General features: G+C 71.3%; 20 protein-coding genes and 1 tRNA gene. 8 read left to right on the forward strand and 13 right to left on the reverse strand.

Features of this window, described 5'->3' with window-relative positions:
* Nucleotides 1–2: 2 nt before the first annotated feature.
* The 7 genes from B9O00_RS01095 to B9O00_RS01125 form a co-directional block, all read right to left on the reverse strand.
* Nucleotides 3–968 carry a nitrilase-related carbon-nitrogen hydrolase gene (locus B9O00_RS01095; protein WP_085120577.1) on the reverse strand — a complete coding sequence of 322 codons (966 nt, stop codon included), beginning with the start codon at nt 966–968 and terminating at the stop codon, nt 3–5.
* A gap of 58 nt (nt 969–1,026) precedes the next feature.
* A complete protein-coding gene (locus tag B9O00_RS01100; RefSeq protein WP_085120578.1) occupies nt 1,027–2,115 on the reverse strand; it encodes an ABC transporter ATP-binding protein in 1,089 nt (362 codons plus the stop codon).
* Between the two features lie 117 nt (nt 2,116–2,232).
* The gene (locus tag B9O00_RS01105; RefSeq protein WP_085120579.1) at nt 2,233–3,297 is read right to left on the reverse strand and encodes an extracellular solute-binding protein; all 1,065 of its coding nucleotides are present in this window, start codon (nt 3,295–3,297) and stop codon (nt 2,233–2,235) included.
* Between the two features lie 116 nt (nt 3,298–3,413).
* Nucleotides 3,414–4,250, reverse strand: coding sequence for an ABC transporter permease (locus B9O00_RS01110; RefSeq protein WP_085120580.1), 837 nt, complete (start codon nt 4,248–4,250; stop codon nt 3,414–3,416).
* Nucleotides 4,250–5,149 (reverse strand): ABC transporter permease, encoded by a 900-nt coding sequence (locus B9O00_RS01115; RefSeq protein WP_085120581.1) that lies wholly within the window; start codon nt 5,147–5,149, stop codon nt 4,250–4,252. The genes B9O00_RS01110 and B9O00_RS01115 overlap by 1 nt, the downstream gene beginning before the upstream one ends.
* 58 nt (nt 5,150–5,207) lie before the next feature.
* On the reverse strand, nt 5,208–6,011 hold the full coding sequence (locus B9O00_RS01120; protein WP_235017008.1) for a tRNA1(Val) (adenine(37)-N6)-methyltransferase: 804 nt from the start codon (nt 6,009–6,011) through the stop codon (nt 5,208–5,210).
* Nucleotides 5,989–6,222 (reverse strand): putative signal transducing protein, encoded by a 234-nt coding sequence (locus tag B9O00_RS01125; RefSeq protein ID WP_085120583.1) that lies wholly within the window; start codon nt 6,220–6,222, stop codon nt 5,989–5,991. Before B9O00_RS01125 ends, B9O00_RS01120 begins: the two co-directional genes overlap by 23 nt.
* A 131-nt stretch (nt 6,223–6,353) precedes the next feature.
* On the opposite strand from B9O00_RS01125, the gene B9O00_RS01130 reads away from it, so the two are divergent.
* The 3 genes from B9O00_RS01130 to B9O00_RS01140 all read left to right on the forward strand — a co-directional run bounded on the left by B9O00_RS01130 (nt 6,354) and on the right by B9O00_RS01140 (nt 8,126).
* Entirely contained in the window at nt 6,354–7,373 is a 1,020-nt protein-coding gene (locus tag B9O00_RS01130; RefSeq protein WP_085120584.1) for a polyprenyl synthetase family protein, read from the forward strand.
* 10 nt (nt 7,374–7,383) lie between these two features.
* Nucleotides 7,384–7,791, forward strand: a complete 408-nt coding sequence (locus B9O00_RS01135; protein WP_085120585.1) for a GFA family protein — start codon at nt 7,384–7,386, stop codon at nt 7,789–7,791.
* A gap of 110 nt (nt 7,792–7,901) precedes the next feature.
* Complete coding sequence (locus B9O00_RS01140) at nt 7,902–8,126, forward strand: hypothetical protein (protein ID WP_085120586.1); 225 nt, start codon at nt 7,902–7,904, stop codon at nt 8,124–8,126.
* Between the two features lie 62 nt (nt 8,127–8,188).
* Here the strand turns inward: B9O00_RS01140 and B9O00_RS01145 are convergent.
* A tRNA-Pro gene (locus tag B9O00_RS01145) sits at nt 8,189–8,265 on the reverse strand.
* Nucleotides 8,266–8,539: 274 nt separating this feature from the next.
* Between B9O00_RS01145 and B9O00_RS01150 the strand changes: the two genes are divergently transcribed.
* The 3 genes from B9O00_RS01150 (at nt 8,540) to B9O00_RS01160 (ending at nt 11,808) form a co-directional block, all read left to right on the forward strand.
* Nucleotides 8,540–9,595: a TRAP transporter substrate-binding protein gene (locus tag B9O00_RS01150; protein ID WP_085120587.1), complete on the forward strand. Its 1,056-nt coding sequence runs from the start codon at nt 8,540–8,542 to the stop codon at nt 9,593–9,595.
* A 168-nt stretch (nt 9,596–9,763) separates the two neighbouring features.
* Nucleotides 9,764–10,435: a TRAP transporter small permease subunit gene (locus tag B9O00_RS01155; protein ID WP_085120588.1), complete on the forward strand. Its 672-nt coding sequence runs from the start codon at nt 9,764–9,766 to the stop codon at nt 10,433–10,435.
* Between the two features lie 5 nt (nt 10,436–10,440).
* On the forward strand, nt 10,441–11,808 hold the full coding sequence (locus tag B9O00_RS01160) for a TRAP transporter large permease (RefSeq protein ID WP_085120589.1): 1,368 nt from the start codon (nt 10,441–10,443) through the stop codon (nt 11,806–11,808).
* 60 nt (nt 11,809–11,868) lie between these two features.
* On the opposite strand, the gene spbR is transcribed toward B9O00_RS01160, so the two are convergent.
* From spbR to B9O00_RS01185, 5 genes are all read right to left on the reverse strand, one after another.
* Nucleotides 11,869–12,987, reverse strand: coding sequence for a SpbR family protein (spbR, locus tag B9O00_RS01165; protein WP_085120590.1), 1,119 nt, complete (start codon nt 12,985–12,987; stop codon nt 11,869–11,871).
* Nucleotides 12,988–13,104: 117 nt separating this feature from the next.
* Entirely contained in the window at nt 13,105–13,878 is a 774-nt protein-coding gene (locus B9O00_RS01170; RefSeq protein WP_085120591.1) for a DUF6969 family protein, read from the reverse strand.
* Nucleotides 13,879–13,990: 112 nt separating this feature from the next.
* Nucleotides 13,991–14,971, reverse strand: a complete 981-nt coding sequence (locus tag B9O00_RS01175; protein ID WP_085120592.1) for a TAXI family TRAP transporter solute-binding subunit — start codon at nt 14,969–14,971, stop codon at nt 13,991–13,993.
* Between the two features lie 106 nt (nt 14,972–15,077).
* Nucleotides 15,078–15,962 (reverse strand): beta-keto acid cleavage family enzyme, encoded by an 885-nt coding sequence (locus tag B9O00_RS01180; RefSeq protein ID WP_085120593.1) that lies wholly within the window; start codon nt 15,960–15,962, stop codon nt 15,078–15,080.
* The gene (locus B9O00_RS01185; RefSeq protein WP_085120594.1) at nt 15,959–17,290 is read right to left on the reverse strand and encodes an aspartate aminotransferase family protein; all 1,332 of its coding nucleotides are present in this window, start codon (nt 17,288–17,290) and stop codon (nt 15,959–15,961) included. The genes B9O00_RS01180 and B9O00_RS01185 overlap by 4 nt, the downstream gene beginning before the upstream one ends.
* A gap of 104 nt (nt 17,291–17,394) precedes the next feature.
* Here B9O00_RS01185 and B9O00_RS01190 point away from each other — a divergent pair, with 104 nt between their 5' ends.
* Both B9O00_RS01190 and B9O00_RS01195 read left to right on the forward strand, forming a co-directional pair.
* Nucleotides 17,395–17,910: an adenine phosphoribosyltransferase gene (locus tag B9O00_RS01190; RefSeq protein WP_085120595.1), complete on the forward strand. Its 516-nt coding sequence runs from the start codon at nt 17,395–17,397 to the stop codon at nt 17,908–17,910.
* A gap of 212 nt (nt 17,911–18,122) precedes the next feature.
* Nucleotides 18,123–22,736 (forward strand): PAS-domain containing protein, encoded by a 4,614-nt coding sequence (locus B9O00_RS01195; protein ID WP_089229524.1) that lies wholly within the window; start codon nt 18,123–18,125, stop codon nt 22,734–22,736.
* Nucleotides 22,737–23,040 lie beyond the last annotated feature (304 nt).

Raw genomic sequence — 23,040 nt, forward strand, 5'->3', positions numbered from 1 at the left:
CCCTAGTCCTCCTTCACCGCCTTGACGTGATCGGCGCGCCAGGCGCCGGGCCAGACCTCGGCCTTGCCCTGCTTGAGCTCGCGGATCGTCGCGAGCGGCACCTCGGCGACCAGCAGCGGCCCGGCGTCCTCGGCGCTGCCCGCGGGCGGCACCTCGGCGACCTTGCCGGTGTGGCCGAGCGGCTCCTCGCAGGGCACGAAGAGGCTGGCGCCCGAGACGTTGCCCTCGCGCGGCTTGCCGGTCGCCGCCGAGCCGATCACGCCGACCGTGGCGACGGCGCACTGCAGCTCGACGGCCCGCGCCTTGGCGCAGCCGAAGACGCGCGAGTAGCCCGAGAGCTTGCTGGTCATCGAGGGCACCAGCAGGAGGTCGAGGTCGAGCGGCGCCAGCAGGCTGGACAGCGCCGGCATCTCGACGTCGAGGCAGATCAGCGTCGCCAGGCGCACGCCCTTCCACTCGACGATCTTCACCGCGTCGCCGGTCGAGAGGTTCCAGCCGGCCGGGTCCCTCTCGCCCGGCGTCAGGCAGAGCTTGTCCTGGCGCACGATGCGCCCGTCCGGCAGCAGCAGGTGGGCGCGGTTGAGGAAGGGCGGGACGCTGTCGTCCTGCGGGTCGAAGGGCACCGGCAGGGTGCCGGCGAGCAGCGCCATGTCGTGCTTGGCCGGCAGGTCGCGGATCGCCGCCAGGGCGGCCTCCGACTGCGCCGCCATCCAGGCGATCTCGTCGGTCAGCTTCAGCTCGGCGGGCGCGAAGGACAGCCACTGCTCCGAGCAGTACTCCGGCATGACCAGCAGCTCGGCGCCCTGGGCCCTGGCCTCGGCCATGCGGCGGTCGACCAGGGCCGCCCAGCCGTCGAGGCCGTTCAGCGGCTGCGCAATGTTGGTCGCCCAGAGCGCGACCTTGAGGCTGTCGGGCGGGCTCGCGGCCGACGGGCTGGCGGCGGGTGTCTTGGCGGCGGCGTCGGTCATGGCAGGCTCCCCGGGCGGCGGCGGCGAAGCGGCGATGTAGGCAGGTCGCGGCCGGCGGTCAATCGCGCAGCACCTGGACGGCCTCGGCCGGCAGCCGGATGCCGACGCTCGCGCCGACCTCGTGGCGACGCCGCGCGCCCTCGCGGTTCTGCAGGCGCACGACGAAGCCGCCGCCGGCCTCCAGGCCGACGTGGTAGGTCGTGTCGGTGCCGAAGTAGACGAGGTTCTCGACCCGGCCGGCCAGCTGCGCCTCGGCGCCGCCCTCGGCCAGCTCGGCCCGCTCCGGCCGGACCGCCAGGGTGACGGTCTGGCCGGGCTTGTGCTCGAAGGCGTCGAGCACCGACAGCTCGCGGCCGCCGGGCAGGCGCACGCGCAGGCTGCCGGCCTCTCCGGCGACGACCTCGGCCGCGAGGAAGTTGGTCTCGCCGATGAAGTCGGCGACGAAGCGCCGGGTCGGCTTCTCGTAGATCTCGGTCGGGCTGCCGACCTGCAGGATCCGGCCGGCCGACATCACGGCGATGCGGTCCGACATGGTCAGCGCCTCCTCCTGGTCGTGGGTCACGAACACGAAGGTGATGCCGGTCTCGCCCTGCAGGCGCTTGAGCTCGATCTGCATCTCCTTCCTGAGCTTGAGGTCGAGCGCCGACAGCGGCTCGTCGAGCAGCAGCACCTTGGGCCGGTTGGCCAGCGCGCGGGCCAGGGCGACGCGCTGCTGCTGGCCGCCGGAGAGCTGCGCCGGCTTGCGACCGGCGAGGCCGCCCAGCTTGACGAGGTCCAGGGTGCGCTCGACCGTCTCGGCGATGGTCCTGCGGTCCTTGCCCAGCATCTCCATGCCGAAGCCGACGTTCTGGGCGACGCTCATGTGCGGGAACAGGGCGTAGCTCTGGAACACCGTGTTGACCGGCCGGCGGAAGGGCGGCGTGCCGGCGATCGGCTGGCCCTCGAGCAGGATCTCGCCGCTGGTCGGCTGCTCGAAGCCGGCGATCAGGCGCAGCAGGGTGGTCTTGCCGCAGCCCGAAGGCCCGAGCAGGGTGAAGAACTCGTTCTGGCGGATCGCGACGTCGACCTCGTCGAGCGCGCGCACCTCGCCGGCGCCGCTGCCGAAGACCTTGGTGACGCCCTGCGCCTCGACCGCGCTGACTGCCATGCTGCCTTCCGTCCCCGTTCCGTTGCGTGGTCCCGCCATCCGGCCCGGCGCGAAGCGGACCGGAGCGCTCCCCACGCCCCGGTCCGCCCGTCGCCTGTCATCTGCCGTCGGGCCGGCTCAGCCCTTGAGGCGCGTCCAGACGCGGTCGCGCAGCTCGACGGCCTTCTCGGAGCAGGCCTTGTAGCCGCGCAGCCGCTCGGCGTACTCGGGCGGCATGTTGACCGCCGGGTCGGCCTTGAGGCTCTCGTCGAGGTACTTGTCCGAGCCCTTGATGGCGTTCATGTAGCCCGTGTAGTTGCTGGCGATGGCCGCGTTCTCGGGATCCATCATCCAGTTCAGGAACTTCTTGGCGTTCTCCTTGTCGGGCGCGTTGGCCGGCACCATCAGGCTGTCGGACCAGAAGGTCGTGCCCTCCTTCGGATAGACGTAGACGACGCTCGGGCGCTCCTTCTTGACCCGGTGCGCGGCGCCGTTCCACTGCATGTGGATCGCGACCTCGCCGGCGATCATCCGGTCGATCGTGCCCTCGGAGCTGTAGAGCTTGAGGTGCGGCTTCTGGGCCAGCAGCACGTCGAGGATCTGCTGCGCCTGCTTCGGGTCCTCGGTGCACTTGTCGATGCCGAGGTAGTAGGCCGCGGCGTAGTAGACGTCGCGCATGTCGTTGAGCGAGGCGATGCCGAGCTTGGTCAGCTCCTCGGACGGCTTGAAGTACCACTCCCAGCTCTCCGGCAGCGAGCCGCCCGGCACCTTGGCCGAATCGTAGCTGACGCCCGTCGTGCCCCACATGTAGGGGATCGAGTACTCACGCTTGGGATCGGTGGTCGGCGCGTCGTGGGGCGCCAGCACGTTCTTGAAGTTCGGCATCTTGTAGGCGTCGACCTTCTCGGCCAGGCCCTGGTCGATCAGCACCGTCACCGTCGAGCCCGAGGGGAAGACGATGTCGTAGCCGCCGCCGCCGGCCTGGATCTTGGCCAGCATGTCCTCGTCCGAGGCGTAGGTGTCGAGCGTGACCTTGATGCCGGTCTCCTTCTCGAACTTCTCCATCAGCTTCGGCGGGAAGTAGTTCGACCAGTTGAAGAGATGCAGCTCGCCCTCGGCCCTGGCGGCCGACGGCAGCGAGAAGGCGGCAGCCGCCAGGGCCAGCGCGCCGGCGCTGGCGGTCAGGATGCGCAACGATCTCATGGTGATGCCTCCCGTTTTCTTTGGTTGAACGATCATTCAGCGACCTTAGCACGGCGACGCCCTATGCCCAAACCGGCGACGCCCTGGCGGCCGTCTTTGTCCGCTTCTTGCCCGCTTCAGATGCGGTGCTTGCCGCTGGCCAGGACGAAGGACAGCGAGACGAAGGTGATCGAGATCAGCAGCATCAGCGCCGAGATCGCGTTGACCTCGGGCGTCACGCCCATGCGGATCAGGCTGAAGATGTAGACCGGCAGCGTCGTCGAGCCGGCGCCGGCCGTGAAGAAGGTGATGACGAAGTCGTCGAGCGAGATGATGAAGGCCAGCATCGCCCCCGACAGGATGCCCGGCAGCAGCAGCGGCAGGATCACGCGCAGGAAGCTCTTCCACTCGTTGGCGTAGAGGTCGGCCGCGGCCTCGCGCAGCGCCGGGTCCATGTCCTCCAGCCGCGCGCGGATCGGCAGGTAGGCGAAGGGGATGCAGAAGACCGTGTGGGCCAGGATCACGGTGGCGAGGCCGAGCTGCAGGCCGAGCGCCACGAAGAACAGGAGGGTCGCGACCGCGGTCACGATCTCCGGCACGATCAGCGGCAGCGACAGGAGGGCGGTGACGCCGGTGCGGCCGCGGAAGCGGCGCCGGCTCATGCCGAGCGCGCCCAGGGTCGCCAGCACGGTCGAGAGCACCATCGCCGAGACGGCGATGGTCAGCGAGTTGCCGGCGGCCTGCAGCATGTCGCCGTTGGCCAGGGCCCGGCCGTACCAGCCGGTGGTGAAGCCGGTCCAGATCGTCGCCGTGCGGTTCGCGTTGAACGACAGCGCGACCAGGATGACGATCGGCAGGTAGAGGTAGCCGAAGAAGATCGCGGAGAAGGTCGCGAGACCCGGGAAGCGCCGGGTCTGGAAGCCCTTGCGCCGGCGGCGGGCGGGCGCGGCGCGGGCGGCCGTGGCCTCGGCCATCAGCCGGCCTCCGCCTGGCGCCGGCTGCGCAGCGCCTGCAGCAGCATGGCGAGCAGCACCATGGCCAGCAGGAAGAAGGCGAGCGCCGCGCCGAAGGGCCAGTCGCGCGCCTCGCTGAAGCGGCCGGCGACCAGGTTGCCGATCATCATGGTCTTGCTGCCGCCGAGCAGGGCCGGCGTCACGTAGGCGCCGAGGCAGGGCACGAAGACCAGGGTCGAGCCGGCGACGATGCCGGGCCTGGCCAGCGGCAGCACGACCCGGCGCAGCATGGTCAGGCGGCCGGCGTAGAGGTCGTAGGCCGCCTCGACCAGGCGGAAGTCGATCTTCTCCAGGCTGGCGTAGATCGGCAGCACCATGAAGGGCATGAAGGAATAGGCGAGGCCGATCGCGACGGCAAAGGGCGTGTAGAGCAGCGGCAGCGGATGGTCGATGACGCCGAGTCCGAGCAGCGCGCCGTTGATCAGGCCGGTGTCGCGCAGCAGCAGGACCCAGGCGTAGTTGCGCACCAGCAGGTTGGTCCAGAACGGCACGGTGACCAGGAAGATCAGCACCGTGCGGTAGGGCTCGCGCTGCAGCGTCATGTAGAGCGCGACCGGGAAGCCGAACAGCAGCGCCACCACCGTGGTGCTCAACGACAGCCAGAAGGAGCGCAGGAAGATCTGCAGGTAGACCGGGTTGAAGGCCAGCGTGTCGTCGAGGTTCCGCTCGAACAGGAACTTGACGTAGGCCTCGGTCGTGAAGTCGCCCCAGTGGACGCCGCCGTAGATGTTCCGCCCCATCAGCGAGACTGCGACCATCAGGCCGAGCGGCACGACCATGAAGAAGCCGATGACCGCGGCCGAGGGACCGATCAGCAGCAGGCGCTGCAGCGCTGGGTGGCGGCGTAAGGTGGCGAGCATGCTCCCCTGGATCTGACGTTGCCGGGTCCCGATCCGCCAGGCGGTCCGGCCGGGCGGATCAGGCGTCCGCCGGCCCCTCGGCGGCCAGCGGAAGGGCGGCCGCGTCGCGCAGCACCGCCTCGGCGGCCAGGGTAAAGCGCCCGTCGGGCTCATGCAAAAGCATTCCGGGCAGCAGGGTCAGCGGCGCGCGCGCGCCCTTGCGCGCCTGCAGCAGCAGGCGCCGCGCCGGGCGTTGCGGCTTCGGCCAGAGCGGCAGCAGGCGCAGGTCGCCGGCCCGCCCGGCCAGCGCCGCCAGCACCTCGGGCAGGCGGTCGGCGCGCAGGATCAGGCTGAGCGTGCCGCGCGGCCTCAGGCAGCGCAGCGCCGCCCCGACCCAGTCGGCCAGGCTGCCGGCCGCCAGGTGATGGGCGGCGGCGCGCTGGGCGTCGGGCGCCGGGCTGGCGGCCTCGTGGAACGGCGGGTTGGCGAAGACCCGGTCGTAGCCGCGGCCGAGCGCGGCCGGCAGGCGGCGGAGGTCGCCCTCGACCACCTCGAGCCGCCCGGCCAGGCCGTTGGTCGCGGCATTGCGCCGCGCCAGGGCGGCCAGGAGCGGCTGCAGCTCGAGCCCGACGACCCGGCAGCCCGGGACCCGCGCGAGCAGGCAGAGCGCCGCGGCGCCGCTGCCCAGGCCGAGCTCGAGCAGCCGCTCGCCGGGCGCCGCCGGCACCGCCGCGGCCAGCAGCACGGAATCGATCGCCGCCCGGTAGCCGGCCGCCGGCTGGAACAGCGTCAGGCGGCCGCCGAGGAAGGCGTCGGGCGCGGCGTCGGGCGCGTTCTCGGCGGTCGCCCCCGCCACCGGCTCAGCCGAAGAATCCGCCGCCACCGCTGAGCTCCTCGCCGGCCGATTCGAGAGCGCGCCGCGCCCGCTCGAAGTCCGAATCGGCGACCGCCAGCCGGCGCGGAATCGCGAAGGCCGAGCCCTCCAGCACCGAGGTGTGCAGGTCGAGCTCCAGGGCCTCGATTCCGGCGTCCTTGAGCAGGGCCTTGAACCAGGAGATCTTGACGGGATCGGTGGTGCGCAAAACTTCTTTCATGAGGGTCTCACCATCCTGCAGTGCTACCGGGTTCCGCTTGACCGCCTTGAAGTGGCCCCTATGCTGCGCTGCGAACCTCCCAGGGCCCGGCCGGACGCTGCACGGCGTCCAGACAGACACGGAAATCGATCTTGGCCGTAGCGATCGACCTGAAGCAACAGCAGACGCCGAGCGGCGGCGGCCTCGAGCCGCTGACCCGCCTCGTCGAGGGCGACCTCCGGCGGGTCAACGAGATCATCATCGACAAGATGCAGTCGCCGGTCGCGCTGATCCCGCAGCTCGCCGGCCACATCATCGCCGCCGGCGGCAAGCGGCTGCGGCCGATGCTGACCCTGGCCAGCGCGCGGCTCTGCGGCGCCGAGGGCGAGCGGCAGATGGCCCTGGCGGCCTGCGTCGAGTTCATCCACACCGCGACCCTGCTGCACGACGACGTGGTCGACGCCAGCGAGCTGCGCCGCGGCCTGCAGACCGCCAACGCGGTGTTCGGCAACAAGGCCAGCGTGCTGGTCGGCGACTTCCTGTTCAGCCGCGCCTTCCAGCTGATGGTCGCCGACGGCTCGCTGAAGGTCCTGAAGGCGCTGTCCGACGCCTCGGCGATCATCGCCGAGGGCGAGGTCCACCAGCTGATGACCGCCAACGACATGGCGACCGACGAGGCCGCCTACCTGGAGGTGATCCGGGCCAAGACCGCCGCCCTCTTCGCCGCCGCCTGCCAGGTCGGCGCGATCGTCGCCGAGCGGCCGGAGGTCGACGAGGAGGCGCTCTACGCCTACGGCCTCAACTTCGGCATCGCCTTCCAGCTGGTCGACGACATCCTCGACTACACCGGCGACGACGACGGCCTGGGCAAGAGCCGCGGCGACGACTTCCGCGAGGGCAAGATCACCCTGCCGGTGGTGCTCGCCTACGAGCGCGGCGACGAGACCGAGCGGGCCTTCTGGCGGCGCTGCCTGGAGGACCTCGAGCAGCGCGAGGACGACCTGCCGCACGCCCTGCAGCTGATGGAGCGGCACGGCGCGGTCGCCGAATCGAAGCGCCGCGCCCGGCTCTACGGCGACCGCGCCTGCGAGGCCATGGCCGCCCTGCCCGACAACGCGGCGCGCCAGGCCCTGCTCGACGTCGTCGATTTCTGCGTCGAGCGGCTCTACTAGGGCGCGCGCCGTGCGTACCGGCGGCTGCCAGTGCGGCGCCATCCGCTACCAATGCGCCGACGAGCCGATCGCGCTCTACGCCTGCCACTGCACCGAATGCCGCAAGCAGTCCGGCTCGGCCTTCGGCCTGTCCTTCCAGGTGCCGCGCCGCTCGTTCCGCCTGACCCGCGGGCAGCCGAAGCGCTGGTCGCGGCCGACCGACAGCGGCCGGACGCTCGGCTGCCTGTTCTGCCCGGACTGCGGCACGCGACTCTGGCACGAGCCCGGGCCGGCCTCCGAGACGATCACGATCAAGGCCGGCTCGCTCGACCGGCCGGTCGACCTCTCGGCCGCGATCCACATCTGGACCAGGAGCCGCCTGCCAGGCGTCGCGATCCCGGCGGATGCCCCGCAGTTCCCGGGCGAGCCCGAGGACTAGCCGCGCCGCTCGCGCGGGCCTGGCCGCGCCGCGGAGGCCGCCGGCACCGTCACAGCCGGCCCGCCCCGCCCGTCTCAGCGGTAGCGAGACAGCCGCAGCGAGGTCGGGCGATGGAGCAGAGCAACGACGGCGGCGCGTCGGCCATCCTGCAGGCCATGGCGCGCGGCGAGGCCGACCGGCCGCCGGCGGCACTGCCCGCGGCCGGGCCGGCCAACGGGGCGGGCCGCAGGACAGCGCGCAAGGCGACCCCTGCCGACCTGCTGATCCGCCAGCTGCTGCTGCAGCGCCTGGCCCGGCGCAACCCGCGCGCCCGTCGCCTGCTGCTGATGCTCTAGCCCGGAAAGCCGAAACGCCCGCCGCGGCATCCGCGACGGGCGTCCCTGCTCTTCCGCCGGTATGGTCGGGGAGAGAGGATTCGAACCTCCGGCCCCCACGTCCCGAACGTGGTGCTCTACCAGGCTGAGCTACTCCCCGGCTGGCGACCGCAGCCTCCTGCCGGAAGCCGCGGGAGGGCGCTGTATAGCGCCCCTCGCCGCGCGATGCAATCGCCCGATCGCAGGCCGCGACAGCGCGCTCCGGGACGCTCCGAGGGATGCGTTTCGGGGTGATTTGCCTTGTGCCAAACGCATGGGGTGAGATATTTTGCCGCACCCACAAAGTGGTCCGGCAGCCAGACCGCTGCCAGGAAAGAAGCGACCGGCCCGCTCGGGGACCGGTCCGAAAAGCAAGAACGGGAGGGCATCGAGAAATGAACATCCGTGGGACGACGACCTTTGCGCTGACGGCCGCCGCCGTCGCCGGCCTGGTCCTGGCCGGCGCCGCGCGGCCGGCCGTGGCGCAGAAGGTCGAGTGGAACATGCAGTCGACCTACTCCAGCTCGCTGACCCAGCTCGGCTCGCTCGGCCTGGTCATCGCCGACCGGATCAAGGCGATCTCGGGCGGCGACTTCGTGATCCACTTCCAGGAGCCGGGCGCCATCGTGCCGGCGCTGGAGGCCTTCGACGCGGTCTCGGCCGGCGCCATCGAATCGGCCTGGTCGACGCCGGGCTACTGGACCGGCAAGGAGGTCGCCCTGGCGCTGTTCGCGACCGTGCCCTTCGGCCCGAGCGCCGGCGAGTACACCGCCTGGATCTACTTCGGCGGCGGCCAGCAGCTGCTCGACGAGATCTATGCCAAGTACAACATCAAGTCGCTGATCTGCGGCGTCATCGCGCCCGAGGCCTCGGGCTGGTTCCGCAAGGAGATCAAGTCGGTCGACGACCTCAAGGGCCTGAAGATGCGCTTCTTCGGCCTGGGCGCCCGGGTCATGGAGAAGATGGGCGTGTCGACCCAGCTGCTCGCCGGCGGCGACATCTTCCCGGCGCTCGAGCTGGGCACGATCGACGCCACCGAGTTCTCGATGCCGGCGATCGACCTGAAGCTCGGATTCTACCAGGTCGCCAAGCACTACTACTTCCCGGGCTGGCACCAGCAGTCGACGCTGTTCGAGCTGATGATGAACAAGGACGTCTGGGATCGCCTGTCCGACGTCCACAAGGCGCAGCTCGAGACGGTCTGCCAGTCGGCCATCGCCTACGGCCTGGCCGAGGGCGAGGCGATCCAGTTCGCGGCGTTGAAGGAGCTGCAGGCCAAGGGCGTGATCGTCCACCGCTGGCCGCCGGAGATCCTCGACAAGCTGCACGCCGCCTGGGACGAGGTCGCCGCCGAGCTGGTCGCCCAGAATCCGACCTTCGCCAAGGTCTGGGAATCGCTCTCGACCTTCCGGGCCAACTACAAGATCTGGAAGGACCTCGGCTACCTGTGATCGCCGGGGCCCGGACGAGGCTCTGACGAGGGACGCGACTCCGAAGCGGAACTGGGGGCGCCGCCGCCCGGCCGAAGGCCGGACCGGCGGCGCCCCTGCCTTGCCCGGCCCGCATCCGGGCCGGCCCCGGCCCGACGGCCGCCTTCCCGGGGGAAGAAGACACCCGCCATGCATGCCCTGCTCAAGATCAGCGACGGGCTGAGCGCCGTCATCTCGGCGATCGGCCGGCTCGCCTCCTGGCTGTTCATCCCGCTCGCCCTGGTCATCGCGACCGACGTCGTCTGGCGCGTCTGGGTCGGCTCCAACCCGGCGCTGACCGAGAGCTGGTTCCACCGCGAGATCGGCTCGACCAAGATGCAGGAGATGGAGTGGCACCTGCATGCCGCCCTGTTCCTGCTGTGCATCGGCTTCGCCTACCTGAAGGACGCCCACGTCCGGGTCGAGATCGTGCGCGAGAAGATGAGCCCGCGGCTCAGGGCCTGGATCGAGCTGGCCGGCTGCCTGCTGTTCGTCCTGACCTACTGCTACATCCTGCTCGACTTCGGCATCGACTTCGCCCGGCGCTCCTGGCGGACCAACGAGATCTCCTCGGCGATGACCGGCCTCTCCGACCGCTGGATCATCAAGTCGATGCTGCCGCTCTGCTTCACCCTGCTGGCGGCCGCCGCGGTCTCGGTGCTGCTGCGCCACGTCGTCTACCTCTTCGGCCCGCCCGAACTCAGGCGCCGCTCCGGCCAGTTCGTCGAGGTCGACCACCTGGTCGAGCTGAAGCAGGAGACCGAGGAGGAGATCGCCGCCTACCAGGCCGATCACCGCGCCGACCATCCGGGGAGACAGTGACCGCCATGACCTTCCTGGAGATCCTGCCCCTGGTGATGTTCGCGGCGCTCGCGCTGTTCATCTTCTCGGGCTACCCGGTCGCCTTCGTGCTCGGCGGCGTCGGCCTGGGCTTCGCCCTGTTCGGCGACCTGATCGGCCAGTTCCGCTACATGCAGCTCTTCTCGCTGCCGCTGCGCATCTACGGCGGCACGATGGAGAACCTGGTCCTGGTCGCGATTCCCATGTTCATCTTCACGGGCACGATGCTGGAGAAGTCCCAGGTCGCCGAGGACCTGCTCTACACCCTGCAGATCCTGACCCGGCGGCTGCCGGGCGGCCTCGCGCTCTCGGTCACGATCATGGGCACGATCCTGGCGGCGACGACCGGCATCATCGGCGCCTCGGTGGTGCTGATGACCCTGATGGCGCTGCCGGTGATGATCGAGCGCGGCTACTCGACACCGCTGGCGACCGGCACGATCGCGGCCTCCGGCACGCTCGGCATCCTGATCCCGCCCTCGATCATGCTGGTGATCATGGCCGACCTGCTGTCGATCTCGGTCGGCGACCTCTTCGTCGGCGCGGTGATCCCCGGCTTCATGCTGTCGGGCTTCTATCTGCTCTACATCTTCGGCATGGGCATCCTGAAGCCCGCGGCGGCGCCGCCCCTGCCCGCCCACATCGGCCCGGACAGCGGCCGCGAGCTGGCCGTGCTGGTGGTGCGCAGCTTCATCCCGCCGGTACTGCTGATCGTCTTCGTGCTCGGCTCGATCTTCGCCGGCTTCGCGACGCCGACCGAGGCCGCCGGCGTCGGCGCGATCGGCGCGACCCTGCTGGCGATCGTCAACGGCCGGCTGAGCTACCGGACGCTGAAGGACGTCTGCATCCGCTCGGCGCTGACCGGCGGCATGCTGTTCGGCATCTTCATCGGCGCGACCTGCTTCTCCTTCGTCTTCAAGTCGCTGCACGGCGATCGGACGATCATCGAGCTGGTGCAGTCGGTCGGCCTCGGCCCCTGGGGCGTGCTGGTCGCCCTGATGGCGATGGTCTTCGTGCTCGGCTTCTTCTTCGACTGGATCGAGATCACGCTGATCGTGCTGCCGGTCTTCGCGCCGATCGTCGCGGTGCTCGACTTCGGCCAGCACATCCCGATCAAGTCCGAGGTGCTCTCCTGGTTCGCGATCCTGCTCGCGGTCAACCTGCAGACCTCGTTCCTGACGCCGCCCTTCGGCTTCGCGCTGTTCTACATGAAGGGGGTGGCGCCGCCCGAGGTGAAGATCCAGGACATCTACCGCGGCATCGTGCCCTTCGTGATGCTGCAGCTGACCGGCCTCGGCCTGGTCATGGCCTTCCCCGACCTGGCGCTCTGGCTGCCGCGCACGCTGCTGGACTGAGGCAGGCGGGGCCGCTCGGCGGAGCCGGCCGGCGCCCTGCCTGGACGACGGACGGCGCCCTCAGGCGGCCATCTGGTGCAGCTTGCGGGCCAGGAACTCGCGGTCGGCGGGCTCCATGGTGGTGGCGTCCTCGCCGACGGTCAGCAGGCGCTCGAGCATGCGCTCGACGAAGCGGCGGCGGTCGTTGCCGGTGCCGTCGTAGTCGGTCTCCATGCGCACGTCGAGGGCGGTGCGGAAGGCCGGCAGCAGGCGCTCGGGCAGGCCGGCGCGCCGGCAGATCGAGGAGAGGCCGAGCGCGCCCTCGTCGTGGATCAGGATGCGGGCGTTGGCCAACGGCACGCGGGCGAGGCGGGCCAGCGCGGCCTCGAAGAACGACAGGTCGCCGAAGCAGAGCGTGCGCAGGACCAGCCAGGGCGAGAGGCGCCCGGCGGTGGCGAGCTGCTCGACCAGGCGGTCGAGCTCGGCCTCGTCGTTGAGGGTGCGGGCGCCGACCAGGTCGGCGAGCGCGCGGTCGCGGGCCTGCAGGATCAGGTCGGTCGCGGCGTCGGGGGTCAGCGAGCTGCGCCGGATCAGGTAGTCCTGCAGCTGCTCGGCGACGGCGGCGATCATGCGCGCCGAGACGCTGGCCGGCAGGTTGCCGCGGCGCGCCAGGGAATCGCCGACCAGGCCCTCGCGGCCGTGCGCGGCGAAGGCGCGGTCGTAGGCGGCCTCGGCGATCTCGGCGCCGTCGTTGTCGATCAGGCGGGCGACCACCGTCGCGTCACCGTTGTCGATCAGCGCATCGGACACGCTTTCCGGAACGTGGGAGCGGCCGGCGATCGCCAGCTGGCGGCTGCGCTGGCCCTCGCGCACGATCGCGATCAGGTCCTCCGGGTCCAGCACGGCGCTGTACTGGAGCATCGGCAGGGCGACGGAATCGACGTCGGCGGCCAGGCGCCGGGCGACGTCCTGCGGCAGGTCGGGGCTGTGCTTCAGATGGGCGGCCAGCGCCTCGCGCACCGTCAGGGCGGCATCGCGCGCCAGCGAGCGGAAGATGTCCTCGGCGAGGCGCCGCTCGGACTCGCTGAGGCCGGCGCCGGCGAACCGCTCGGCGACCTTGGCGGCGGTATCGGCGCGGCTCGCCGAGGAGGGATCGGTCAGAAGCCTTTCGACGTCGTCGCGGGAGAGTCTGCTGGCCATACGCCTCGTCCAGAACCTGCACAGATGACTGCGGCTGCGCCAAGGGCAGGGCCGCAGCCTGAGGCTCACACGGAAAGCGTTAAGTGCCGATTAATTCGGCAAGCCGCGCGCGGCCGGTCAGGCCGCCGCCTGCGCCGCCTCGAGCCGGCGCAGGTCGTCCAGCAGGTCGATGTCGAGATAGGAGGTCACCTCGAGCCGCCGGTCCTCGTAGACGTCCGGCGGGGCCTGCTCGCTCTGCCAGCGCCGCACCGCCTGGTCGCGCTGGCGCAGCAGGCCGACGATGAACGGCCGGTAGAACGCGATCATGCCGCTGATCCAGCGGTTGACCGGCCACGACGGCCGGGCGTGGCCGATCGAGAAGCGCGGCAGCATGCGGATCACGTCCTCGGCGCCGTACCAGGTCTCGCCGGTGACCCAGCGGTTGACGGTGAAGAGGCGCACCGGCAGGCCGCGGCTGTCCATGGCGATCGCCACCAGGTGCGACAGGGCGTCGTCGGCGTCGAGCGGCACCTGGTAGTTCGGCACCGGCGCCGGGCGCACGCCGGCCGGCATGCCGCGCGGCCGGAGGAAGGTGTGGAAGTGGCCGTGCTCGTCGGCGAAGCGCTGCTCGGGCGGATGGGCGTGGTAGTAGTACTGGGAGTGGGTCTCGTGGTCGTAGACGTCGCCCTTGGGGTAGTGGTCCCACTCGTAGAAGGTGCCGGTGCCGCGCAGCAGCTCGCCGACGACGTTGTCGCCGGTCTTGGCCAGCACGCGGTGCACCTCGGCGACCTGCGCCGCCGCCACGGCCATCGCCTCCAGGGTCGGCCGGTCGAGCGCCGCGAAATCGATCTGCGGCAGCGGCTGGCAACCTTCGAGGGAGCGCCCGGAACGGGAACGCGAGGCGTGCTGCATGGCTCAGTCCTGTCGGCCGGCGCGCGACCGCGCGGCGCAAGCGCTCACCCTAGCGGGACCGCTGCGCCGGTCAATCTCGGATGATCGCCGTGCCGCGCGGCCGGACACCCGGTCACATCCAGCCCCGCTCCTTGTAGTAGCGGATCGCGCCGGGATGCAGCGGCGCCGACAGGCTGTCCTTGATCATCTGCTCGGGCTTCAGGGTGGCGAAGGCGGGATGCTGGCTGCGGAAGTCGTCGAGATTGTCGAACACCGCCTTGACCAGCTGGTAGACGACCTCGTCGGGCACGTCGGCACTGGTCACCAGCGTCGCGCCGACCCCGAAGGTCGTGACGTCGTCGGGCGAGCCGCGATACAGGCCGCCCGGAATCGTCACCCAGCGGTAATAGGGATTGTCCTCGACCAGCTTCTGGATCGCCGGCCCGCCGACCCCGGCGAGATGCGTGTCGCAGTCGTTCGTCGCCTCCTGGACCGAGCCGTTCGGATGGCCGACCGTGTAGATGATCGCGTCGACCTTGCCGTCGCACAGCGCCTCGCTCTGCTCCGCCGGCTTCAGCTCCGAGACCTCGGAGAAGTCGTCCAGCGTCCAGCCCTCGGCCTCGAGCACGACCTCCATGGTGGCTCGCTGGCCGGAGCCCGGATTGCCGACGTTGACCCGCTTGCCCTTCAGGTCGTCGAAGGTCTTGATGCCGCTGTCGTCGCGGGCGAGCACCGTGAAAGGCTCGGCGTGCAGCGAGAAGACCGAGCGCAGCTTCTCGAAGGGCCCCTTGTCCTGGAACTCGGAGATGCCTTTGTAGGCGTTGTACTGCCAGTCGGACTGGGCGATGCCGAACTCCAGGTCGCCGCTGCGGATCTCGTCGATGTTGTAGATCGAGCCGCTGGTCGGCTCGACGCCGCAGCGGATGCCGGTCTTCTCCCGGTTCTTGTTGAGCAGCCGGCAGATCGCGCCGCCCGCGGGATAGTAGACGCCGGTGATGCCGCCCGTGCCGATCATGACCAGCTGCTGATCCGTCGCCGCGACGCCGGACGAGCTCGCGCCCCAGACCCCGGCCGCCAGGGCCAGCGCGATGCCGGCGAGTGCGCTTTTCCTCATCGTCCAACCAACCTCCAACCTGCTTCGTGAACCAAGCCCTTGCGGCAAGCGCAGCATTCAACACTGCCGCGCGGGCGCTGGCTAGGCGACGACCGGGCGCAGCCTGTCAGGCGCCGGGCGCCATCAGCCGCCGGGCCGTCGCGGCATCGGCGAGCGGCCGGCCGATCGCCCGGACCGCGCCGGCGACGGCGGTCACCGAAGCGGCGTTGTCCGGCGCGATCCGGCCGTCCGCGAGCTGCAGGTTGTTCTCGAAGCCGACCCGGACGTGGCCGCCCAGGCTGGCCGCGGCCAGCGCGCAGGCCGTCTCCTTCGGCCCGAAGGCGCAAAGCGACCAGAGGGGCGACCAGAGGGGCGACCAGAGGGGCGGCCCCGGCTCCCCGGCCGACGGGTCGCACACCGCGAGAAACGGCAGCAGGTCGCCCGGCTCGGAGCGCTGGCCGGCGCTGTAGCGGCCGAGCACGTAGAGCAGCGAGCGCTGTCCGGGCGGGATCGTGCCGGCCGCGCGCAGCGCCAGGAAGCGCTCCAGGTCGGCCGGGTCGTAGAGGATGAACTGCATCAGCGTGCCGGCCTCGGCGAGCTCGGCGAAGAAGCGCGCGGCCGCCCGCTCGGACCCGGCGTCGGGCGCCAGCTCGCGCAGCGCCAGGCTGACCGCCTCGGGCCGGACGGCACGCACGCAGGCCATCTGCTCGTCGCGGCCATAGCGGCCGACCGCCTCGGTGGTGATCTGCACCACCAGAGCCTCGCCGACCCGCTCGCGGATCGCCGCCGTCGCCTCGCGGTAGCGGCCGGGGTCCAGGCTGTGCGCCCCGGCAGCGTCGCGCACGTGCAGGTGGATCATCGCGGCGCCGGCCGCCGCGCAGGCCGCCGCCGTCTCGGCCAGCTCCGCCGGCTCGATCGGCAGGGCCGGATGGTCGGCCTTGGTCTTGCGCGCGCCGTTCGGCGCCACCGCCAGGATCAGCGGCGCCCAGGCCTCCGCCGCCCCGGATGTCACGCCGGCTCCGCCAGCGCCGCGTCGACCGCCCGCCCCAGCTTGTCGACGATCTCCGCGACCTGTGGCTCGCCGATGATGAAGGGCGGCGCCAGCAGCACGTGGTCGCCGGCCAGGCCGTCGACCGTGCCGCCACCCGGATAGCACATCAGGCCCTCGGCCATAGCCCGGCGCTTGATCCGGGCGTTGAGCCGGCGCGCCGGATCGAAGGGCCGCTTGCTGCCGCGGTCCTCGACCAGCTCGAGGCCGAGGAACAGCCCGCGGCCGCGGATGTCGCCGACGTGGTTGTGGTTGCCGAAGCGCTCCTCCAGGGCCGCGCGCAGAGCCGCCCCCTGGCGCGCGACGTTGGCCAGCAGGTCCTCGCGCTCGATGGTCCGCTGGACCTCCAGGCCGCCGGCGCAGGCCGTGGCGTGGCCGATGTAGGTGAAGCCGTGGTGGAAGAAGCCGCTGCCGCCGACGATCGTGTCGTAGATCCTGCCGGACAGCAGGCAGGCGCCGATCGGCTGGTAGCCGGCGCCCAGGCCCTTGGCGCAGGTCAGGAGGTCGGGGGCGATGCCCTCGTCCTCGCAGGCGAAGAGCCGGCCGGTGCGGCCCATGCCGCTCATCACCTCGTCGAGAATCAGCAGGATGCCGTGGCGGTCGCAGATCTCGCGCACCCGCCGGAAGTAGCCGGGCACCGCCGGCACGGCGCCGAGCGTCGCCCCGACCACGGTCTCGGCGACGAAGCCGATCACCGTCTCGGCGCCGAGCTCCAGGATCTTGGCCTCCAGCTCGTCGGCGACGCGCCGGCCGTAGGCCTCCTCGCTCTCGTCCGGCCGCTTGCCGCGGTAGGCGTAGCAGGGCGAGACGTGGCGCGTGTCCAGCAGGATCGGCTCGAAGATCGCGCGGCGCCCCGGATTGCCGCCGACCGAGAGCGCCCCCAGGGTGTTGCCGTGGTAGCTCTGGTGGCGCGCGATGAAGTAGCGGCGCTGCATTTCGCCCTTCTCGTAGAAGTACTGGCGCGCCAGCTTGAGCGCCGTCTCGTTGGCTTCCGAGCCGCCGGAGACGAAGTAGACCTTCTCGAGGCCTGCCGGCGCCCGGGCGATCAGGTGCTCGGCGAGCTGCTCGGAGGGCTCGTTGGTGAAGAAGGAGGTGTGGGCGTAGGGCAGCCGGTCGAGCTGCGCCTTGATCGCCTCGATCACCGGCCGGCAGCTGTGGCCGAGGCAGGAGACCGCGGCACCGCCGCTGGCGTCGAGATAGCGGCGTCCCTCGCTGTCGATCACGTAGGGTCCGTCCCCGGCGACCGCCAGGGGCAGGGCATTCTTGGGCTGGCGGTGCAGGATCGCGGTCATCGGGCGGCTTCGCTTCGTTCTGCTGTGTCCCGGCGCATTGTTCCCGGGCGGTTTCGCGGCTAGCTTAGCGCCGCCATCGAACCGAAGCGAGGGGACGGTCCCGCATGGACCTCAAGGAGCACATCCGCAGCATCCCGGACTTTCCGAAGCCGGGAATCCTGTTCTACGACATCTCGACCCTGCTGGCCGAGCCGGCCGCCTGGAAGGCGACCGTCGAGCGCCTGGCCGAGGCGATCGAGCCCTACCGGCCGGCGCTGCTGGTCGGCATCGAGTCGCGTGGATTCCTGACCGCGGCGCCGCTGGCCCTGCACCTCGGCATGGGCTTCGCCATGGTGCGCAAGAAGAACAAGCTGCCCGGCAAGACGATCAAGCACACCTACGACCTCGAGTACGGCACCGACACGATCGAGATCCAGGCCGACGCGGTCGAGCCCGGCCAGCGTGTCGTGATCCTCGACGACCTGCTGGCGACCGGCGGCACCGCCGCCGCCGCGGTCCACCTGCTGCGCTCGGTCGGCGCCGAGGTCGCGGCCGCCGCCTTCATCATCGAGCTCAGCTTCCTGAACGGCCGGGACAAGCTCGACCTGCCGGTGCACACCCTGATCTCCTACGACGACTAGGCAGGCGCCGACCGCGCGGATCCGGCGGGCGTAGTCGTGTGCGCAGAAATACAACCCCTGGGGGAGATCACCCGAACGATGCCCGCAATGGCGGGATTATGTTAACGCCGGATTAACGGGCATACCTATAGTTTGAGATGAATTGAGAGCAGGTCCGGCCGGGGAGTGCAGAACGGCCCGGACCGCTCGCCAGCGGGCGGACGTCTTTCCGGATGCATTTGAGCCTCACTGCGAGCCTTGCCCTGCCGGCGCTTCTGGTCGTCGGGCTGCTCGGCGGGCTTTCGCTCCTGGCCGTGGCCCTGGTCCGCGACCGGCCGGCACGGCGCCTCTGGCTGCTCTGCCCCTTGGCCGCCGTGGTCGCCGGCCTCGCCGCGGCGCTGCCCCCCACCCCGGGGCTCGCGGAAAGCGGCTTCGCCGTCTTCGCCCTCGCCACCGCCCTGGCGGCCTGGTCCGACCGCCGGGTTCCCCTGCGCCGCCGCCTGCTGTTCCTGGCCGGCGCGCTGCTGCTGCCGGCCGGTGCCGCCCTGCTCGCCGGCGAGGCGGCCGATGGCCTGGCACTGGCCGTGGACGGCTTTTCCTCCCTGCTGCTGCTGGGCGCCGCGTTCGGCTTCCTGGCGCCGGCGGATACGGAGGCCGAACGTCCGGCACTCCTTGCGGCCGGCCTGCTGCTGGGCACGGCTGGCCTGCTCGGCGCAGTCGTGCTGCCGGCCGGCACCGAGCCCGCGACCATCGCCCTGCTCCGCCTCGGGCTTGTCGCGGCGGTGCCGGCGCTCACCGGCCTCGCCGCGCTGCTCGGCGAGGCGACCCGGCTGCGTGCCGAGGCCACGGACAATGCCGACCGGCTGCGCGACCTCGCCGACATCAGCTCCGACTGGCTGTGGGAGACCGACGCCGAGCACCGCTTCACCTATCTCTCGCCGCGCCTCGCCGAGGTGACGGGGCTGGCGCCGCGGCAGGTGCTCGGGCGGACCCGCCTGGAGCTGGTCGGCGCCTCGCCCGACGATCCGGCCTGGCGGGCCCACCTGGCCGACCTGGAGGCGCATCGGCCCTTCACCGACTTCGCCTACGACATCGCCGTGCCGGGCGCCGACACGCGGACCTTCCGGATCAGCGGCCGGCCGATCGTCGACGCCCAGGGGACCTTCAAGGGCTATCGCGGCATCGGCGACGACCTGACCGAGATCCGCCACGCCGAGGCGGCGCTGCAGCAGCTGCAGGGCCGGCTCGAAAGTGCGATCAGCAGCCTCGACCACGGCTTCGCCCTGTTCGACGAGGACGACCGCCTGGTCGTGTTCAACGACGCCTACCATCGCTACGTGCCCGGGTTCCGCGACGTCCTGAAGCCGGGGCTGACCTACGAGCAGATCCTCGGCAGCGTCTGGGACCTGGGCGCCTACAGCGACTCCGAGCCCGACCGCGAGGCCTTCCTCCGGCGGCGTCTGGAGCGGCATCGCGACGCGCCCTACGAGCTGGTCCAGACGCTGTCGGACGGCACCATCCTGCAGATGTCCGGCCTGCCGACCAAGGAGGGCGGCCGGGTCGTCGTGATCAGCGACATCACCGAGCGGCGCCGACGCGAGCGCGTGCTCGAGACCCTGGTCCGGCGCCAGGAAGGCGAGGCGACGCTGGCGGCCTTCGCCGAGGCCGCAGCCATCGCCATCGGCTTCCGCGGCGCCGGCATCGCCCGACGGCTCGACGACGGCCGCGTCGAGCTGGCCAGCTGGTTCGGCAGCGTCGCGCCGGCGCAGGGCGTGCGACTCAGCTTCAGCGGCCCGGGCAGCCATCACGGCGACCCGCTGGAGGAGTTCGTCGGCCGCGATGCCGACAAGCAGTTCGCCGGCTGCGAGCTGATCGGCACGAGCGGCGCCGTCGCCTACTTCTGCCGCCGGCTGGAGCTGGTCGACGGCACGGTGATCGGCTACCTGATCGCGCTCGACGACCGGCCGCACGACGGCAACCCCGCCAATCCCGAGCTGCTGCGCCTGGTCGCCCGCGGCGCCTCGCTGGAACTGCGGCGCCTGCAGGCCGAAGAGGCCCTGCGGCTCAGCGAGCAGCGCTTCCGCGACATCGCCGACATGAACAGCGACTGGATCTGGGAGACCGACGCCGACCATCGCTACACCTACTTCTCGCCGCGCTTCGCGACGGTGACCGGCCTGCCGGTCGAGCGCGCGCTGGGCCTGACGCGGGTCGAGCTCGTCCAGGCCGACACCTCGGACCCGGCCTGGCAGGCCCATCTGGCGGATCTCGCGGCGCACCGTGACGTCCGGGAATTCATCTACACCGGCAAGGTCATCGGCTCCGACAAGCCGGGCCGCTACCGCATCAACGGCAAGGCGATCTTCGACGAGCAGGGCACCTTCCTCGGCTATCGCGGCACCGCCAACGACGTCACCGAGATCGTCGAGACCCGCGCCGCAGCGGAAACGCTACGCTTGCAGCTGCAGGCCGCGGTCGCCTCGCTGCCCGACGGCTTCGCCCTGTTCGACCCCGAGGAACGCCTGGTCATCTGCAACGAGGTCTACCGCCAGGTCAGCCCGACGATCGGCAGGATCGCCGAGCCCGGCGCGAGCTTCGAGGCGATCGTGCGCGCCGCCATGGCCGACGGCCTGTTCGACCTCCAGGGCGCCGACCCGGAGGCCTTCGTCGCCGAGCGCGTCGCCCGCCACCGCGATGCGCCCTACCGGCTCGAGCTGAACTATGCCGACGGGCGGGTCGTCCAGGTCTCCGGCGCACGCACACCGGACGGCGGCAGCGTGCTGCTGTGGACCGACATCGGCGTCCACGTCCGGCGTGAGCGCGTGCTGTCGATCCTGGTCGAGAGCCGGACCCGCGGCCGCGACCTGCTGGAGGCCGCCGCCGAGGCGCTGCAGGTCGGCCTGGGCTACCGCTGGGCCGGCGTCGCGCGGCGTGCGAGCGAGGCGGGCCAGGCCGAGGTCCTGGCGATGTGGGACGGCAGGCTGCCGGGCACCATCCCGCCCTTCCTCTACGACCTGGCGGGCTCGCCCTGCGACCAGGTCTACAACGGCCGGCAGCGTTGCTTCTGGCCGCGCGACGTCGCGGCACGCTTCCCGCAGGACACGGTCCTGGCCGAGATGGGCGCCGAGGCCTATCGCGGGCACCTGCTGCTCGACAGCCAGAACCGGGTGCTCGGCCACATCTTCGCGATCGGCGACGAGCCGGCGCCGAGCCGGGCCGGCGACGACGACATCGTCCAGATGATCGCCAATGCCGTGACCATCGAGCTGCAGCGCCTGCAGGCCGCCCAGGAGCGCGACCGGGCCGCCGACCTGCTGCGCATCATCTTCGAGAACATGCGGGCCGGCATCACGGTGGTCGACAGGGACCTCCGGGTGATCGGCTACAACGACCGCTTCCACGAGCTGCTGCAGTTTCCGGACGAGGTGCTGGCCTCCGGCAGCTTCGAGGCCATGGTCCGCTACAACGCCGAGCGGGGCGAATACGGACCCGGCGACGTCGACGAGCAGGTCCGCCAGCGCGTCGAGCTGGCGCGCCGCTTCGAGGCGCACCGCTTCGAGCGGCAGCGGCCGGACGGCCGCTACATCGAGGTGCGCGGCGATCCGCTGCCCGGCGGCGGCTTCGTGACGACCTACACCGACGTCACCGATCGGCGGCGCATCGAGGACGCCCTGCGGCAGAACGAGCTGCGCTACCGGCTGATCTCGGAGATGACCTCCGACCTGCTCTATTCGTTCCGCATCGAGGAGGACGGCACGCCGGTCGCCGAATGGTCGGCCGGCTCGGTGGGCAACGTCGCGCTCGACCTGCTCGACCACGGCGTGCCCGGCAGCGCCTGGAACCGGCTGATCGGGGTCATCCACCCCGACGACAGGGAGCTGTCCGAGGAGCGGCATCGCCGCCTGTTCGCGGGCGAGCAGTCGGTCGACGAGCTGCGCGTCCTGCTGCCGGACGGCCGCGTGCTCTGGGTCCGCGTGCACTGCCGGCCGGAGGTCGATCCCGAGACCGGCCGCACCGTGCGGATCATCGGCGCCGCCCAGGACATCACCGAGCGCCGGCAGGCCGAGGCCGAGCTGCGCGGCGCCATGGAGACGGCCGAGCTGGCGAACCGCACCAAGAGCGAGTTCCTGGCCAACATGAGCCACGAGCTGCGCACGCCGCTCAACGCCATCATCGGCTTCTCGGAGGTCATGGCGCAGGAGCTGCTGGGCCCGCTCGGCGACGGCCGCTACCGCACCTACGCCCAGGACATCCGGGACAGCGGCACGCACCTGCTCGACATCATCAACGACATCCTCGACGTCTCGAAGGCCGAGGCCGGCATGCTCGAGCTGGCCGAGGAGCCGATCGAGCTGGCCGACGCCGTGACCGCGAGCCTGCGCCTGATCAGCCAGCGTGCCGAGCGCGGCGGCGTGCGGCTCCGCGAGTCGGTGCCGCAGGAGCTGCCGCCGCTGCTCGCCGATCCGCGCCGGCTCAAGCAGATCCTGATCAACCTGCTCTCCAACGCGGTCAAGTTCACGCCGGCCGGCGGCACCGTCTCCGTCGAGGCCTGGCAGGAGGCGGAGGGCGAGCTGGCGATCCGCATCGCCGATACCGGCATCGGCATCAAGCCGGAGGACCTGGCGCGCGTGCTGGAGCCCTTCACCCAGGCCGACTCCGGCTTCAACCGCAGGCACGAGGGCACCGGTCTCGGCCTGCCGTTGACCAAGGCACTGGTCGAGCTGCACGGCGGCCGCCTCGAGCTGTCCGGCAACGAAGGCGGCGGCACCCGCGCCGTCGTGCGCTTCCCGGCCGGGCGCGCGCTGCCGCGCACGCGCCGCCGCCTCACCTCGGCGGGCGCCGACTAGCCCGCATTTCTCAAACTGGAAGGGGGCGTCATCGCGCCAGTCGGGCTCGATCCGCCAGGAGAAGCCCGAAGAGCGTAGCGGCGCTACGGTCGAGGGCTTCGACGCCGCGGGCGGGCCCGACTGGCGCGACCCGCAGGACGCCACTGGGGGCGCGCGTTATCGTCCGACAGGCTGCGTCGAGGCGCTTGCCCGATGCGCCGCATCGCGCTGCGCACCTCTCCTGGCCTGTCGGACGATAACGCACGTGACGACCCCTTCCAGTTTGAGAAATGCGGGCTAGACCCGATCACGAGAGCATCCGCCG

This window comes from Tistlia consotensis USBA 355, assembly GCF_900177295.1.
Lineage (GTDB): Bacteria > Pseudomonadota > Alphaproteobacteria > Kiloniellales > DSM-21159 > Tistlia > Tistlia consotensis.